16 protein-coding genes are annotated in these 16,706 nt (G+C 36.5%); 6 read left to right on the top strand and 10 right to left on the bottom strand.

From position 1 onward, the window contains the following. Positions 1 to 269: 269 nt before the first annotated feature. From IP023_RS14915 to IP023_RS14890, 6 genes are all read left to right on the top strand, one after another. Positions 270 to 1,295, top strand: coding sequence for a zinc-dependent alcohol dehydrogenase (locus tag IP023_RS14915; protein WP_241791212.1), 1,026 nt, complete (start codon positions 270 to 272; stop codon positions 1,293 to 1,295). A 233-nt stretch (positions 1,296 to 1,528) separates the two neighbouring features. After that, entirely contained in the window at positions 1,529 to 3,685 is a 2,157-nt protein-coding gene (locus IP023_RS14910) for a TonB-dependent siderophore receptor (RefSeq protein ID WP_241791211.1), read from the top strand. 10 nt (positions 3,686 to 3,695) lie between these two features. Beyond that, positions 3,696 to 4,733: an ABC transporter substrate-binding protein gene (locus IP023_RS14905; RefSeq protein ID WP_241791210.1), complete on the top strand. Its 1,038-nt coding sequence runs from the start codon at positions 3,696 to 3,698 to the stop codon at positions 4,731 to 4,733. Further along, positions 4,730 to 5,422: a class I SAM-dependent methyltransferase gene (locus tag IP023_RS14900; RefSeq protein ID WP_241791209.1), complete on the top strand. Its 693-nt coding sequence runs from the start codon at positions 4,730 to 4,732 to the stop codon at positions 5,420 to 5,422. Before IP023_RS14905 ends, IP023_RS14900 begins: the two co-directional genes overlap by 4 nt. A gap of 13 nt (positions 5,423 to 5,435) precedes the next feature. Next, positions 5,436 to 6,449, top strand: coding sequence for a FecCD family ABC transporter permease (locus tag IP023_RS14895; RefSeq protein WP_241791208.1), 1,014 nt, complete (start codon positions 5,436 to 5,438; stop codon positions 6,447 to 6,449). Then, on the top strand, positions 6,440 to 7,219 hold the full coding sequence (locus IP023_RS14890) for an ABC transporter ATP-binding protein (protein WP_241791207.1): 780 nt from the start codon (positions 6,440 to 6,442) through the stop codon (positions 7,217 to 7,219). Before IP023_RS14895 ends, IP023_RS14890 begins: the two co-directional genes overlap by 10 nt. Positions 7,220 to 7,234: 15 nt before the next feature. Here the strand turns inward: IP023_RS14890 and IP023_RS14885 are convergent, their stop codons facing one another. From IP023_RS14885 to IP023_RS14840, 10 genes are all read right to left on the bottom strand, one after another. Beyond that, complete coding sequence (locus tag IP023_RS14885; RefSeq protein ID WP_241791206.1) at positions 7,235 to 8,605, bottom strand: MFS transporter; 1,371 nt, start codon at positions 8,603 to 8,605, stop codon at positions 7,235 to 7,237. Between the two features lie 33 nt (positions 8,606 to 8,638). Beyond that, positions 8,639 to 9,613 carry an urea transporter gene (locus IP023_RS14880; protein WP_241791205.1) on the bottom strand — a complete coding sequence of 325 codons (975 nt, stop codon included), beginning with the start codon at positions 9,611 to 9,613 and terminating at the stop codon, positions 8,639 to 8,641. A 99-nt stretch (positions 9,614 to 9,712) separates the two neighbouring features. Next, positions 9,713 to 10,630 (bottom strand): urease accessory protein UreD, encoded by a 918-nt coding sequence (locus IP023_RS14875; protein WP_241791204.1) that lies wholly within the window; start codon positions 10,628 to 10,630, stop codon positions 9,713 to 9,715. A gap of 8 nt (positions 10,631 to 10,638) precedes the next feature. Beyond that, positions 10,639 to 11,262 (bottom strand): urease accessory protein UreG, encoded by a 624-nt coding sequence (gene ureG, locus IP023_RS14870; RefSeq protein ID WP_241791203.1) that lies wholly within the window; start codon positions 11,260 to 11,262, stop codon positions 10,639 to 10,641. A 62-nt stretch (positions 11,263 to 11,324) separates the two neighbouring features. Then, the gene (locus IP023_RS14865) at positions 11,325 to 12,017 is read right to left on the bottom strand and encodes an urease accessory protein UreF (protein WP_241791202.1); all 693 of its coding nucleotides are present in this window, start codon (positions 12,015 to 12,017) and stop codon (positions 11,325 to 11,327) included. A gap of 19 nt (positions 12,018 to 12,036) precedes the next feature. After that, positions 12,037 to 12,624 (bottom strand): urease accessory protein UreE, encoded by a 588-nt coding sequence (locus tag IP023_RS14860; RefSeq protein ID WP_241791201.1) that lies wholly within the window; start codon positions 12,622 to 12,624, stop codon positions 12,037 to 12,039. Positions 12,625 to 12,703: 79 nt separating this feature from the next. Next, entirely contained in the window at positions 12,704 to 14,422 is a 1,719-nt protein-coding gene (locus IP023_RS14855) for an urease subunit alpha (protein WP_241791200.1), read from the bottom strand. Between the two features lie 9 nt (positions 14,423 to 14,431). Then, a complete protein-coding gene (locus IP023_RS16020; RefSeq protein WP_449618993.1) occupies positions 14,432 to 15,001 on the bottom strand; it encodes an urease subunit beta in 570 nt (189 codons plus the stop codon). Between the two features lie 15 nt (positions 15,002 to 15,016). After that, entirely contained in the window at positions 15,017 to 15,319 is a 303-nt protein-coding gene (locus tag IP023_RS14845; protein WP_241791199.1) for an urease subunit gamma, read from the bottom strand. 34 nt (positions 15,320 to 15,353) lie between these two features. Next, a complete protein-coding gene (locus tag IP023_RS14840) occupies positions 15,354 to 16,568 on the bottom strand; it encodes an ammonium transporter (protein ID WP_241791198.1) in 1,215 nt (404 codons plus the stop codon). Positions 16,569 to 16,706 lie beyond the last annotated feature (138 nt).

Raw genomic sequence — 16,706 nt, 5'->3', positions numbered from 1 at the left:
TTCATCTTTATACCTATTTACTTTAGTAGAATATTTATTAAATATTAAAATGGCTTAATATCTATAAATTTGATTTTGAATTATTTAATCGTTTAAATACTTTTGATAAACCAAATAATCAAATTTATTATAAACTTATATAAATACTTATAATCTTTAAGAGCATACTTATTGTGCAGTACAAATAGTATTGATATCCCGTGTTATCGACATTTTAGATGCAAATCCTCTTTTAGATTTAATGCTATAATTATATAGAACCAATTATTATGAAACAAGCAGTGATGGTAAGCCCAGGCAAGATTATAGTAGCCAACGTGGAAGATTTAGTAGATATCAAGGATAACCAGATTTTATTAAATATTAAAAAAATTGGCGTCTGTGGTTCAGATATACATGTTTATCATGGCAAGCACCCTTTTACACCCTTTCCAGTCGTTCAGGGGCATGAATATAGTGCTGTAGTAATGAAAGTAGGAAAGCAGGTAAAAGATTTTGCTGTAGGTGATTATGTTACCGCACGACCACAGTTAACATGTAGTCAATGTGGGCCTTGCAGAAAAGGTAATTATAATGTCTGTACGAACCTGAAGGTGGAAGGTTTTCAGGCACCAGGTGTTGCTCAAGATTTATTTGCGGTAGATGCTGACCGTGCTTATCGGATACCCAAAGAAATATCATTAGATCATATCGCACTTATTGAACCTGCCGCTGTCGGAGCGCATGCTACAGCAAAAATTGAAAATATTGTAGATAAAAATATTGTCGTAATGGGAGCTGGACCCATAGGTAATTTAATAGCACAATTTGCACTTATTAGGGGGGCAAGATCAGTTGTAATTACAGATTTCAATGCTTTTCGATTGGAAAAGGCTAAAGAAGTGGGTATCGCGAATACTATAAATTTGGCTACAGAGGGTTTTGAGGCTGGAATCTTACGTATTTTTGGCACTGTAGGTTTCCAAGTAGGCATAGAAGCTGTAGGAGTAAATGCCGCGCTAGATAATTTGGTGAATAATATTGAAAAAGGTGGTGAAGTGATTATAGTAGGTGTATATGAAGAACACCCAAATTTAAATATGGGTTTTGTATGTGAGCATGAGCTAACCATAAAAGGAAGTATGATGTATAAAGATGAAGATTATAAGGAAGCGATTTCATTTTTGTGTCACAATAAATTAGTTCTCGACCCACTTATTACACATCGTTTTGATTTTATTGATTATCAAAAAGCGTATGAGTTTATTGATGTAAATTCCAAAGACATCATGAAAGTTATTATTGACGTGAATTAGCTTATATTTTGTTCCTTACCATAAATCAAAGAATTTTCTTAAACAATAGCATTTTTTATAAATTAGCATAATTATATAAGCATATAATTGCGCTGCCATAACTTTAGTTAAGTTTATTTTGTTCTACTACAGTAGCCTCATTTTTTTTACTATAAATACTTTAATTTATTTTATTTCGATAAAAACAAATACTAAAAGTATACGTTTAATATAGTAGACTTGTATGAACTTTTATGATAAAGAAAATCGGAGTGATAGGTATAATGTCCTTAACTCTCCATGAGTCAGCTGTAGCTCAAGAAATAGTAGCCCAAAAAGATAGCTTAAATTCTGTATTTATTGATCAAGTGAACATAAGTAATATGCTCCCTCGAAAATATTATACAAACGAAATATCCGATAATTTACGTATCTCAAAAGATATATTAAGAGCTACTCAAAACATACAAATTATTGATCAAGGCGTATTGAAGGATCAGCGGGCTTTCAATGTGAATGAAAGTGTAACCCGAAATGTAAGCGGTACTTTTAGAGAAGAACTACATAATGGTATTTCATCTGATATTTTTGCGCGTGGTGGATATATCAATGCGCAGCGTAATGGGGTTGATTTACGTCCTCTTTTAAAAGGACCACTGGGAGATGATATTTCTGTAATTGAAAGCTTAGAATTCATGAAGGGACCGGCGGCATTTATGAATGCTTTGGGAGATCCTGCAGGATCCTATAATGTAGTCACCAAAAAACCTAGCGGAGCGACACAAAGTATGTTTACGATACATCAAGGTTCTTTTGGAATGCTTCGTGCAGAAGCAGATATTGAAGGTGGTTATGATAAGTCAAAAAAACTTTTTTATCGTCTTAATTTGTCAGGCATGCATAAAAAAGGATTCATGAAGTTTGATGATAATAGCCGTATTGTAATAGCGCCATCTTTGAAATATAATTTTGATGAAAACACGTCTTTGACAGCTGAATATATTTATCAAAATCTCACTTATTTAATGCTTAGTGAGGCACAGATGTCTCCATATGGCTTCGGTACTTTACCAATAGATTTTACCATTACTGACCCAAGCACACGTCCGTATCGTGCAAATGAGCATAATGCTTTTTTAAATTTCAAAAAAGCATTTAATCAGAATTGGAATATGACAGTTCAAGTCGCCAATATCAATAGTGCTTCTGTAGGCTCTATGTATTGGGTTTACGGTAAAAATACTAGTAACCCAGATATTTTAGATCGTTATTATGTTTATGACGCAATGAAATATAATACATTTTCGCTACAAGGATTTGTACGTGGTCAGTTTTATACAGGAAGTGTCAAGCATAGTATTATTACGGGAGTAGATTATAATAATAAAACAAATAAAACTCAAGACACTTGGAATACCGCATCTACTATCTATCCATTAAGCATATCTAATCCTATTTATTCCAACGTCCTTAATAACAATGCTGTAGGTGGTGATTTCGGTTCGGAAAATGAGATTAATGGGGAAGACAATCTAACGAAGGGACATTTGTATTATATTTCACCTTATGTAGCAGATGAGATTGCCTTATTATCTGACAAATTGCGCATCAATGCAGGTTTGAGAATGACTTATTCCAAATCCGATTTCAATCAATATGGAGACATGACAAACGGTTCAGACTTTGTGCTCAGTCCACGGTTAGGTGTTAACTATCTATATGCAAAGCGAGCTACCGTATATGCATTGTATGATAATTCATTTCTTCCATTGACTGGTAAAACATTTGATGGGAACGAATTAAAACCTGTAAAAGGAAAAAGCTATGAGTTAGGATTAAAGAACGAATGGAATGAAAGCTTTGCAACGACATTATCTGTATACGAAATCAACCGTTCGAATACAGTAATCAATGATCCTGCTAATAATGATCTTTACCAAACAGGAGAGAATAGGGCTAAAGGTGTTGAATTTGATTTACGTGGACGCATAGCGCAAGGATTTAATGTTGTTGTAAATTATGCTTATACTGATTCCAAAATTACTAAAGATGAATTCAATCCACAGATGGTCGGTAAGCCAACGCCAAATAGGATTAAACATATTCAGAATACTTGGTTGACCTATATTTTACCCGGGAAAACATTATCTGATATTTCGGTATCCCTAGGTTATCAATATATGGCAGGTCGATCAGAGCGATTTACATCCGAAGATGCGGCACCGATGAAAGATCTGTTTAGAATGGATTCGGGTATTTCTTATGTTAAAAATAAAGTAGGCCTCCATCTAGTGGTTAATAATATTTTGAATAGTCATCAATATTCCACGGCCTGGAAAAGAAATGATATGTACTATTGGGTACAATTGACACCAATTAATTACCGTTTGTCTTTGACATTAAATATTTAATTTTTTAGTGATGAGAATAGTTGTTAGTTTTTTATGTCTTATAATAAGTTTATATAGTTGTAATCAAAGGCCAAAGGCACAGGACGAAAGTTGGAGTAGTCAAGACCAAGTGATTGAAATTATAGATACTCAAGGTAATAATGTAAGGCTAGACAGTGCTGCACAACGCGTTGTGTGTTTGTTTGACCCCGCTATTGATATTATTTATATGTTGTGGGCTCAAGACAAATTGGTGGGTATTAATATGGAGACGTATTATGATAAAGAGCTTTATGATTATTATAAACATATTGATTCGCGTATTGCGAATAAAGAGTTGGCTACACCTGGCAGTAACGATATGCTCAATATAGAAAGTGCAATGGCATTGAAGCCAGATCTAATAATCGCTCAAAACCTATCACCAAATGTGATTAAGACCTTAAATAGTATGGGGACTGCAGTATACCTATCCACTTCGGAATCATATGATCACCTGATGAAGGAGATGGAAGATATCGCTGTGCTCTTAGGCAAGAATGACCGTGGCCAACAATTGATCAATTATGCCATGGACAAGACGGAACAGTTACAAGCCAGATCAAATAATCATAAAGCTAAAGCGCCAACAAAAAACGCTTACTTTAGCTGGGCAAATGGGCGTATATTTTCTACTGCTGGACGCAATAGTATGATGAATGATTGCTTAGTATTAGCGGGCGTTGACAATGTATGCCCTACAGATATTGATAAACCAAATATCAACCCTGAAACTTTGATTGATTGGAACCCTGATATGATTGTTATGTGGAATGATAGCCCTGATCTTTTTTATAATAAAAAGGAATTAGCCAGTGTTAAAGCAATCCAGTCGAAACAAATATTCAATCTTATACCTATGTTTTATTACAATCCACATACTTTCAAAGCTCTGTGTGTAGCGGCAGCTATCAATGGTTGGGCCTATCCAGACATAACAGTCAATGTGGACGATGAAATCAATGAGATTATTACAACATTGTATGGTGATAAAGTAGGAAACGAATTATTGAAATATAAAAACCTATGATAACAACAGGAGAAATAGCCAAATATTGGGACAGACAAGCTGTAATTTGGGCCGAAGAAAAGCAAGAAGCTTGGGAGAAGCAAGAAACAGAATATTGGATGGAATTTTTTAAATCTTTATTACCAAAACTTAATGGCAATAAAGCGCTTGAAGTAGGGACTGCATCTGGATATTTTGCTAATATATTGACTTTAGCAGGATATGAAGTTACAGCAGTAGATTATTCTCCTGCTATGATTACTGAAGCCAAAAGAGTTTCACAACAGCTAGAATTAGCTGTTACATATTATGTAATGGATGCGCAGCAATTGGAATTTGCCAATGATACATTTGATCTTGTATTCACACGTTTGATGACATGGTCCTTGCCGGATCCATCTCGATTTTATCGATCGACATTCAACGTGCTGAAATCTGGTGGATTGCTATTGAATTTTGATGGTGATTTTGGGGATATTACTTTTTCACAAGATGGTCATGAGCGATATCCTGCGGACATCATGGAAGAAGCAAATACCATCAAATCACAATTGTCAATAAGTAAAGTAAAACGTCCGATAGCGGACGTTAATATGTTGACAGGTATTGGGTTTAAAGATGTGAGTTTTGATTTGCAGGCGCAAAATAATATTTTGCATTTAGATGCTCAAGATTCATCACTTTTTGAAGTAAGTGCTGTTAAACCTTAACATTATATTTAATTTGAAACCTTATATTTCACGCTTAATTTGTTATGGATTACCATTGCCGGTATTTTTGATATCGCTGTTTATTGGCACCTCAAAATACATTGATGTAATGGATTATTTAGGACTTTTCTACAAACATAATATAGGAGAGGTATTAACAAAACAAGAGCTTTTATCGTTTGATATATATTCCAATGTACTGTGGAATATCCGTCTTCCACGGATTCTACTAACTTTTATGGTGGGAGCAGCTTTATCAGTGTCAGGGGCTGTACTGCAGGGGATATTTCGTAACCCGTTGGTAGACTCTTATATACTGGGGATATCTTCAGGAGCTGCATTTGGTGCTTCCTTAGCAATTCTATATTCCCTTAGTTTTGTTAATATTTATGCCTTTGTAGGCGGAATTATTGCTGTTGTAATAACGTATGTCATCGCTAGTTCTAACAAGCAATTATCTACCATTACCGTTATATTATCTGGTATGATTGTATCTGGAGTCTTTATCGCTTTGTTGACTATGGTTCAATATATCAGTAATCCGTATAAGTTGCAGACGATAATACAATGGACAATGGGTAATTTGCATTCTGCTTCATGGGCAGAAGTAAAACAGGCGGTTTTACCGATCACACTTACGGTATGCTGTTCATTTTTATACCGATGGAGGCTTAATCTATTGGCCTTAGGAGATGATGCAACACATGCAGTCGGTGTAAATCCATTGCCAGACAAAATTGTTCTTATTACTTGTGCTACTTTGATGACAACTACTACGGTAGCAGTAGCAGGTATTATAAGCTTTTATGGCTTGTTTCTGCCACATATTGTTAGGATGTTGCTTGGCGCAGATAATAGTAAATCCATACCAGGTAATATAGTCTTAGGCGGAACTTTCTTACTTATTATTGATAGTTTATCGCGTACTTTATTTGTGTTTGAAATACCAATTGGGGTATTTACAACAATTTTGGGTGGCGGTTTTTTTGTGTTTTTATTGAAGAAAAATAAAATTAATTGGAATTGAAAACTAATGCTATAGAAATACGGAATCTGGAATTTGATTACGGAGAAAAGAAGGTTCTAAAAAAATTAGAAGTATCGTTTTGTGCAGATAAATTTTCTGTGCTTTTAGGAATTAATGGGGGAGGTAAATCTACATTATTTAAAATTGTAGCTGGTCTGCTAAAAAACTATACAGGTGAAATAGCACTCTTTGGTAAAGATATGACGACCATTGACTTCAGGGCACGCGCGCCTTTAATTGGATTCTTGCCCCAGTTTAACCAATCTGTTTTCTCCTTTACCGTAGAAGATGTCCTATTGACAGGGCGCACTGCTTTTTCGGGATTTTCTATTAAAGAATCCGATAGAGCGCTTGCCCAAGTAATCATGGAAGACCTTTCTATTACACATTTGAAAGATAAGGCGATAAATTTATTGTCCGGTGGTGAACAACAAATCGTGATGATAGGACGCCTTTTGATGCAAGGGCCAAAAATTCTTCTTTTGGATGAGCCAACCAATCATTTGGATGTCTATTACCAGCATTATTTAATGGAAAAGCTCAAGAAATATGCTATAAATGGGTTTACAGTAATTGCGATTATGCATAATCCAACCTTAGCATTTCAGTATGCGGATCATTTTTATTATTTACATGATGGTCACATACATACAGCCGTAAATCCATCTATTCCAGATATTGAATTATTAGAAGCGGTATATAATATGAGCTTTGTAGAAGTTGAAAAGAATGGTAAATCCTTTATTTTGCCATTTGGAGAGCAGGTTTAGTCGTACTATTGATACCTATTGTTTTGACCTATTGTCAGGTAAAACCTCTTTTCCATAAATATATGTAACCAAACCTCCTATGAGCATCACTATAATAGAAACGACTAATACCAGTGTTGCTCCGCCCCAAGATAATAACAATGGTATAAAGAATACACCTATCACACCACCCATCTTGCCAATAGATGCCGCTAATCCATCACCTGTTCCTCTGTCTTCGATGGGGTAAATTTCTTGAGGTATAATGAAAGTCAATAAGTGAGGACCTGCATTCAAACAGATTTCAAAAACTAAGAATCCTATTATAGATACCCAATTTGGCAGTTTCAACAGGAAGCCTACCAATAATATAATCAATCCTAAGGCAGCTAGAAAGAAACCATACATTTGGGTTTTTACATGGTAGAAGCGATTTACAATCAGCAGGCCGATGATAAAACCTATTAATATAAAGATATTAATATAGGTGGTGATCTCGATAGAATTTATTATCTGTTCAAAAGAGTTTGTCGAAGAACTTTCTAAACCTAATGATATCACTAATATGGGCAAGAATATACCTATCCCATATACACCAAGACCTTCACATGCCCATGGGATGCCACTAAAAATAATTTTCTTTTTATTGCCATCAAGAAAAAATTCTTTTATGGTAACCTCCTTGATTGGGGCTTCTGCTGGTTTGTTTTTTAGAGAACCTAAGGTTACATTATTGCCAAGAAAGAATTTTACGGCCTTTTCTGCCTCTTGAATTCTGCCTTGTGCTATCAACCAGCCTGGACTTTGTGCGAAGCGGATTCGTAATAATAACATCAAAAATGAACATACCGTAATAATAAGCATTAGCTTGGGCCAATCCTGTGCATTGCCCCATTTCATAAGTAAAAAATAACTTAGAATTGCCACCATAATACTACCCAATGCTGCGGTAGCCTTGGAGGCCCCCACAAGGACCAACTTCCATCGCTTAGGCATTATTTGGGATATGTAATCTGATCCTATGCTGTATTCGCCACCAATACCTAGACCCATCACAAATAATGCTATCGCTAATCCAATAGTATTATCGGTAAAGTAAGCGAATAGTGATGCTACGAAGATCAGAGCAGGACAAAGTCTAAATAATTTGAGGTAGCCATGTTGATCACTCAAGCTCCCAAAAACAGAAGATCCTACCATAATACCGAGTAAACTCATGCAGGATACAAAGCCTTGTTCTAAAGAAGTAAGCTCATTACGCGCAACTATTTGTATCATCGGTATTATGACACCGATTAGTGTTGCTAGTCCAGAGCCTAGAAATTGCCCTAGTGAAGATATTATAAATACTTTGACATGTCGCCATGTCAAAGGCATTGTATCCATATCAACACTGCTATTATTCATAGTTTTCTATTTAAAGTATTATTATTAGCTATACTAATTGTCAGTAGTAAATTTAAATTGTGGTAGAAGAAATAGCCATGTAGCTATACAAAATGGTGCTGTTAGGGATGGGATACCATAGGGTAGCAATAGCGCATTCATCCCTGCTTGGATAAAAACCGTGATAATAATGGCGATGACAGCCCAAATGGCAGATTTCCAGTTAGGTTGGTAAAAAGTCATCCCTATAGCAATACCTGTCAGCGTAGCACTAAATCCATATAAACCATCAGCGACAGAAGTTTCCGATGTCTTGAAGGCTATTGCAAAGGCTAAAGCGATAGCTGAGGCTATCAAAGCCCATATGCCAGCCCACTTATTTGAGATGAATAAAGCAATTACAAATATTAACCCCGTTATCCATGAATTTATTAAAAATACCTGTGATATACCCTGCATCCAATATTTGAGGAGATCTACAATGCTCAACTCATTGTATGGCACGAGATGTACAGTTAACGAAGGGACAGATAGAAAATTGCCCGGTAGGTTTTGCATTTCTCGTGCACTGAATAGGAATATCCAGGTCATAAATACAAAAGGGAATGTCAATGAATTGACGCCAAATGGGGCTAATAAGTTATTGAATCCTATGCGTACCCAAGTAGTCGTCATCGAACACAATATTAAAGCTAGCCAAGTAAATGCTGAGTTGCCCATAAAAGTAAAGAATGCACAGCCGACAAGTATGCCATTGAAACCCCAAAGACCAGCATCACCATCGTCCTCAGTAATGGGTAAGAAATATCCCGTCAATGTAGAAACCAGAAGACCTACAACAGCACCATAGGCAACAAGAGACTGTCCTTCCATGTATGAGCCTACAAAAATTCCTACGAGAAATAACGCTCCAGTCCATACATTGTTTTGAAACATGACCTGACCAGAACCTCTAAGTAACATTTTTAAAAAGCCAACAGAAACGATATCTGTTGACCGAGAAGGGGAAATATGTATTGATTCTTTCATAAATCATTCTATTAATAAAAACTATATCTTATAATGCCACTAGCCTGGGGCCGAAGTGGAAATATCTTATTAGATCCTCACTTTATTTGTTCATGAAAACTAACGCCACGGGAATTCCTTGGGTAATGGTTTACCTTTTATTACTTGTCTTACTGTTGAACAAAATTCCCGGACAATATTTTTTACAGGACCAGGTTCCATGCCTAATACTTTAACTAATAAACCCGCATTATTGGGTAGATGAGTGATACCTAGTGCTAATTTTTGATCATTATCGATATAAGGCATTATTTGTGAATAGATAAGTTCCGCCTTATCAGGTGGCGTCATGACTATAACATTGGCAAAGACATCATATTTGTCCATTATCCCTAATATCCTTGGTGTTTGAAGATTGGGTCTGACGATAAATTTTTCGCGATATAAACGCTCACCATCAGGGCGTTCCCCTTGACTGCAAACGGATATAACATCGTATTCAAAAGCCTCACCCTTATCATAATGCTTGCGTCCACCCATGAATATTTCAGCATAAAATACAGTAGCTGTTGGAGCTACTGTAAGTAACGTGTGTGATATAAAGCGGGTATTACGACAAGGTATTAATGGTTCAGGAAGAAATTCTAAATATGCATTGTCTTCTACTATAAAATGCTGTTTTAAGCCTGAGTAATTATATTTCATCTCTGCCAATTTAGTGGCAGCACCAGTAGAAACAAATGCATAGGCATCTTTTCGTACAGTTATATTTTGTTCATATCGATCGCCATCTACATTGGGTCCTCCTGAGGAAAGAATATAAACGCAAGGCATCTCCGGCATTTCAGCGTCGAAGTAAAGTTCTTGCTGAACGATGAGCGGTGCTCTACGGTCGAGGTTACGCATGATGGACTTACCTTTTTTGTCCAATTCGAACCCCATAAATAGGAAGCCTGTTTTGCCTGGTGCGCCGACATACATTGCTTTAGGTTCTTGTAAAAACGGAGCCATTTCTTTTGCTTCGGAAAAATCTACCATACATCTATTTATTTTACTTTATCAAATAAAGCTGTTCTAATTATTAAGTCTACTAATTCGTCTAATCCTTCACCAGTCATACAATTTGTAAAGACGAATGGCTTTTCACCGCGTAATGTTTTGGTATCTCTGTCCATCACTTCTAAGCTTGCATTCACATAAGGTGCTAAATCTGTTTTATTGATGACTAATATGTCTGCTTGAGCGACACCAGGGCCATTTTTACGGGGAATTTTATCACCTGCCGCAACATCAATTACATAGATAAAGAAGTCCACTAATGCAGGGCTGAAAGTTAAGGTCAGATTATCACCACCAGATTCAATGAACAGTATATCACTCTCGGGAAACTTTTCTTCCAGTTCTTCTGCTGCCGCAATATTCATAGAAGGGTCTTCACGTACAGCTGTATGTGGGCAAGCCCCCGTTTCAACACCTACGATTCGATCCTCAGCTAAGATGCCTTTTAGAGTAGCTTTTACATGTTTGGCATCTTCGGTTGTTACGATATCATTTGTGATAATGATTATTTCTAAGCCTTTTTTTAAAAATCGTGGCGTAAGGGCTTCAATAAGTGCCGTTTTACCCGATCCTACAGGGCCACCAACACCAATTCTACATATATTATTCATATTGTTTTTTAGATTGATTTAAATATTAATATTGATGATTTTATCTCTATATACTATATTTATTAGTTCATAAACATTCGCATCTTTCCTTTCTCGTGCAATGCGCTAAGAATATCGATTTGAGGAACAAATGAATTCATATCATCAAATCCTAAATCCTTAATATCCTCATAAAATGCAGGAGTTTGTTCGGATAATTTATATAATATCTTTTGGGTGTCGTAATGTGAAACCCTGAGGATACGTACGGCAGCACCCAAAATCATGTTGATAACACCATACTGATGCGAACAAAATAATTCTTCTACAGACATTCCTCCAGTAGCAAATATAAGTCCCTGAGCAACAGGGAAGGAGCCCGGTGTCTTGTTGCTGTTGATATCTTGCAGGTATTTTTTGAGCAAGGAGTGATCAAAAATTTTAACCCCCATCTCTGTCATTTTCTTACCTAGGCGCTTTTGCATTAACCGTGATTCATTGTTCATCTTAAATTCGATCAATCGGTTGTCAGCTTCAATAATAGCATCATAATCATTCTGCAATCCTGCATTATACGCTTTTATAGCAACAATACCGTCGCTATAAGCTGCTTGTAAAGCTATAGATTGCGTATATTGTTCTAGCGTTTCTGCATCATGAACAATTTTTTCATGAATAGCAGTTTCTAAACCATTTGAAAAGGAAAATGTACCTATTGGAAATGCAGAATCCGTAAATTGTATTAGGCGCATTAACGATATAATATCTTTAGTCATATAAATTCTTTTCTTTTGATTAGTAGGTATTCAACTGAATGGGAATATGTCCGTGTCCTTGTGCGAAAACATCATGGCTAGCACCACCAAAGAGCCTTCTAATTTCTTGTGGTTCCAAAAATTCCAAAATCTCTTGTCCTTTTCTAAATTCATAAGAAATCCCTTCGATAGAATGTGTGTCTATCACGGTCGTCATCACTTTTTCTTGTACTGTAAGTGGTACGTATACTTTGGTGTTTTTCACCACTGCTGGCCAGTGTTGATTGCCAATTGCATGTCCTAATTCCAATGAAATACGAATCATGGTTTCAGGATCTTTATCCGCAATATCACTTAGATCAAGTACTAATACAGGACATAGGTCAATTTTGATGATGACGGCTTTATTTTCTGCTAGAGAATAATAGATGACATCACCATTTAATACTTGCGTATTCCGTTTTAATGCAATCGGGTACTCATTGCCTTTGTCGCCTTTGGTTAGAAAGCGACTTTTTTGTGCTGCCCATTGATCCAGGTTAATAGTTTCAATATCAAGTCCCTTTATCTTGTCAGACCACTCTGGTGAGGTGTAAATATTACCTATTATTTCTGAATATATATGCATAGGTTTATTCTGTGTATTTTTATTTAACTAGTTGTTTTATAGTAGGAAAATGTCGTTATAATGATGTATTTCTTTAGTGTTAACTAAAGAAATACAATTGACCTAAAGAAAAATCTTTTGCTGGTGGTATATGCGCCGGAACACCATCGATCAGTACCTCAAAAGTTTCGGAGTTTACCGTAATATTTGGTGTGCCAGTATTGTAGATTAGATCAGATTTACCTAATTGACGTGTTTTCGTTACTGGTCTTACCATGCGTTCTAAACCTAATTTTGATTTTATATCTAGATCATAAGCTGCTTTGGATACATAAGTTAAACACGTTTCAGCCATAGTTTTACCAAATGCTCCAAACATAGGACGATAGATAATAGGCTGAGGGGTAGGTAATGAAGCGTTCGGATCTCCCATTTCTGACCAATTGATTACACCGCCTTTGATAACCATCTTTGGCTTTGCTGCAAACATTGCAGGATCCCATAATACTAAATCTGCTAACTTTCCTTTTTCTATAGATCCTAACTCTTTGGACATACCGAATGTAATAGCCGGATTGATGGTTACTTTAGCGATATAACGTAAGACACGGAAATTGTCATTCTCTGTAGAATCTTCTTTTAGTTTACCGCGTACTTTTTTCATGTATGAAGCCATTTGGAACGTACGTAAGAAGGATTCTCCCACACGGCCCATTGCTTGCGAATCCGAAGCCACCATGGAGATTACCCCCAAATCATGCAATATATTCTCCGCAGCTTGTGTTTCTGGGCGCACACGACTTTCAGCAAATGCTACATCCGAAGGGATTTTAGGATTTAAATTGTGACATACCATGATCATATCAAATAATTCAGCTTGTGAGTTGACACCAAATGGTAATGTTGGGTTAGTCGAAGAGGGAAGTACATTTTGCATAGAAGCAACCTTTAATAAATCCGGTGCATGTCCACCTCCGGCACCTTCCGTATGGTAGGTATGGATGGTACGTCCATCAATAGCCGCTAATGTATCTTCCACATAACCAGCTTCGTTAAGTGTATCTGTGTGAATAGCAACTTGAATATCCATACGCTCAGCGACATTCATTGCTGCTTTGATTGCACCTGCTGTAGAGCCCCAATCTTCGTGAATCTTCAAACCACAAGCACCTGCAATTATTTGTTCTTCGATAGAATTTTCAACCGAACAGTTTCCTTTCCCAAGGAGCCCTATGTTTACGGGAAGACCTTCTACAGATTGTAATATACGCTCCATATTCCATTTTCCTGATGTAATTGTCGTGCCATTGGAGCCATCAGAAGGACCAATACCACCACCTACTAATGTCGTAATACCGTTGCTCAATGCTGCATATGCTTGTTGTGGTGAGATCATATGTACGTGACCATCTATTGCTGCTGCCGTAAGGATAAGGTGCTCTCCAGAAATTGCGTCCGTAGAAGCACCCGTTACTAGATCTGGACTTACACCGTCCATAATATTGGGATTCCCTGCTTTTCCGATTCCTGCGATAAGGCCATCTTTAATACCTACGTCAGCTTTTATAACACCCAATATGGCATCAATAATAGTGACATTGGTGATGACAAGATCCAAAGATCCCTCATCTGAAGTAATGGTATTTGCTAATCCCATACCATCGCGTAATGTTTTACCGCCCCCATATACAGTTTCATCACCGTATACACGTAGATCTTTTTCTATTTGTATATATAGATCTGTATTTGCTAACCTTATTTTATCACCTACAGTAGGTCCAAAAAGATTGTTATTCTCTAATCTTGAAATAGTAGCCATAATATGTGCTTATTTTGCTGTGGATTTATTTTTAGAATGGGAATTAGCTTCAGCATCGGCTTCACTAATTGTTTTGAAACCAAATTCTGTAAGTCTATTAAATGCTTTAGTTCTAGCCGGGAAATAGGTAGGCGCATCTTCATCGCCGGTATAGCCATCGACTAAGTTATTGAAACCTATTACACGACGTTTGCCACCAAAAGAAACGAGTTCTATTTCCTTTTGCTCTCCGGGTTCGAAGCGCACAGCCGTCGTAGCCGGGATATTTAAATGATATCCAAAGGCTAGCTTGCGATCAAATTCCATATAGCGATTTACTTCAAAGAAGTGAAAATGAGAACCTACTTGAATTGGACGATCGCCTGTATTTCTAACTACTACTTTTACGGTTGTTCTATTTTGAAAATACTCGATCGGATCTTTTGCCAATATAATACCGCCAAGGGGAACTTCTGTGCTAGGCGTAAAGCCTGCAATGCCTGGATATAAATTATCAGAGATTAATGTAGAAATATCTTTAGGGTTAGTTTTCGAATCTTGAACCTTCTGATTCGAATTAGTTTGTTTATTCGTACTCATGGACAATGATTTTAATTATTTGATGGGACTGTGTATACTTACTAAGCGAGAGCCATCCGTAAATACGGCTTCTACTTGTAGTAATGGAATCATATCTGCTACGCCTTCCATTACGTCTTCTTTTGTTAGTACGGTAGAAGCATACGTCATTACCTCTTCCACGGTTTTGCCTTCACGTGCACTCTCTAATGCCGAAGAAGTGATATAGGCAACAGCTTCTGGGTAGTTTAATTTTAAGCCTTTATTCAGTCTTCTTTCTGCAATCATGCCTAATGAAAGCAGTGTTAATTTGTCAATTTCTCTCGGTGTTAAATGCATAACTAGCTTTTTTTTATTGGTATTTAAATTATATCTAATCCTTAATTTCTTCTACTTCTTCCATAAATGCTTGATCAAGTCCTTTTTCTTGAATAGCATCCGAAACACGTAAGGTCCCTGTTAGGTCTGTTATTTTGAATATTATATAGCATACGATTATAGTATATACAATAACTATAAGTACTCCAGAAAGCTGTATGAATAATTGATGCATGCCTCCAGTAATACCATTTACCTCAGCACTCGCAAATACGCCGACAAGGATACTTCCGATTACTCCACCCATACCATGAACACCCCATACACCAAGTGCGTCATCCCAGTTCATCTTGCGTGAAAACTGTAAACAGCAATAGCATGCTATAGCAGCGATGATACCGATGAATACTGCAGCTTGTGGGGTTACATATCCTGAGCACGGCGTAATCGTTGCTAGTCCAGCTACAGCTCCAGTAGTTAATTCTACAATAGAGAATTTCTTTGATTTAGAATAGCTCATTGCTACCCATACAATAGTGGCAAAACCTGCTGCTATACCGGTATTGGTGAAGGCTATAGCAGCGGTTTCTCCACTTGCTAAGGCACCACCGGCATTGAAACCGAACCATCCAAACATTAATATTGCAGCCCCACATAAAACGAGGTTAATATTGCTGTAATCTCTTTTAGGAATGATGAGTCTTTTGCCAAAATAAAGTACGCCTATCAAGGCACTAAATCCTGCTGTAGCATGTATGACAGTACCACCTGCATAATCCACAAAACCCATGCTGCTCAAAAATCCACCTCCCCAAACCCAATGTGCAACAGGGAAATAGATAAGAATCATCCACAGAACTTGAAATTTTATCCAACCAACTATGGTTATTCTACTTGCAATTGCTCCTGTCATTAATGGCGCAGTAATGATGGCAAACATCAATTGGTACATAAAAAACATTAAAAACGGGATGGTTTCTCCATATTTGGGATTTATAGTAAAATCGACTCCATGGAGCATAAAATATTCAACAGGATTGCCAATAAATCCTTTAATATCACTACCAAAAACCATAGAGAAGCCCCCTAAAGTCCATAGTACAGTTACAACACCTATAGAAATAAATGTATAGGTCATCATTGTTATGGCATTTTTCTTTGGGACTAAACCGCCATAAAAAAATGCTAATCCTGGAATCATTAAGAAAACCAAAACTGTAGCTAATATCATAAAGGCTACATTACCATTATTAATAATGTCTGTTTGCATAAGATTTATATGTATTATTTTAATTATTAGTTTATTGCTAAGTTTATTTAATGGTATAGTAGTATTTCTACAAGATTACTTTCAAAATGTATATATAGGTTCGGCTTATTATTTCTTTCATGTATGGTATTATTTCTT

The sequence above is a fragment of the Sphingobacterium rhinopitheci genome (assembly GCF_022627575.1).
In the GTDB taxonomy this organism is placed as follows: domain Bacteria; phylum Bacteroidota; class Bacteroidia; order Sphingobacteriales; family Sphingobacteriaceae; genus Sphingobacterium; species Sphingobacterium rhinopitheci.
The sequence above is the reverse complement of the archived record's forward strand: the minus strand, read 5'-3'. Positions and strand labels throughout refer to the sequence as shown.

Coding starts and splice junctions, on each gene's coding strand:
- IP023_RS14865 (WP_241791202.1), bottom strand. CDS start 12,017: ATGACTAAAGATATTATATCGTTAATGCGCCTAATACAATTTACGGAT.
- ureG (WP_241791203.1), bottom strand. CDS start 11,262: ATGAATAATATATGTAGAATTGGTGTTGGTGGCCCTGTAGGATCGGGT.
- IP023_RS14915 (WP_241791212.1), top strand. CDS start 270: ATGAAACAAGCAGTGATGGTAAGCCCAGGCAAGATTATAGTAGCCAAC.
- IP023_RS14840 (WP_241791198.1), bottom strand. CDS start 16,568: ATGCAAACAGACATTATTAATAATGGTAATGTAGCCTTTATGATATTA.
- IP023_RS14900 (WP_241791209.1), top strand. CDS start 4,730: ATGATAACAACAGGAGAAATAGCCAAATATTGGGACAGACAAGCTGTA.
- IP023_RS14845 (WP_241791199.1), bottom strand. CDS start 15,319: ATGCATTTAACACCGAGAGAAATTGACAAATTAACACTGCTTTCATTA.
- IP023_RS14855 (WP_241791200.1), bottom strand. CDS start 14,422: ATGGCTACTATTTCAAGATTAGAGAATAACAATCTTTTTGGACCTACT.
- IP023_RS16020 (WP_449618993.1), bottom strand. CDS start 15,001: ATGAGTACGAATAAACAAACTAATTCGAATCAGAAGGTTCAAGATTCG.
- IP023_RS14875 (WP_241791204.1), bottom strand. CDS start 10,630: ATGGTAGATTTTTCCGAAGCAAAAGAAATGGCTCCGTTTTTACAAGAA.
- IP023_RS14885 (WP_241791206.1), bottom strand. CDS start 8,605: ATGAATAATAGCAGTGTTGATATGGATACAATGCCTTTGACATGGCGA.
- IP023_RS14905 (WP_241791210.1), top strand. CDS start 3,696: ATGAGAATAGTTGTTAGTTTTTTATGTCTTATAATAAGTTTATATAGT.
- IP023_RS14880 (WP_241791205.1), bottom strand. CDS start 9,613: ATGAAAGAATCAATACATATTTCCCCTTCTCGGTCAACAGATATCGTT.
- IP023_RS14910 (WP_241791211.1), top strand. CDS start 1,529: ATGATAAAGAAAATCGGAGTGATAGGTATAATGTCCTTAACTCTCCAT.
- IP023_RS14860 (WP_241791201.1), bottom strand. CDS start 12,624: ATGCATATATATTCAGAAATAATAGGTAATATTTACACCTCACCAGAG.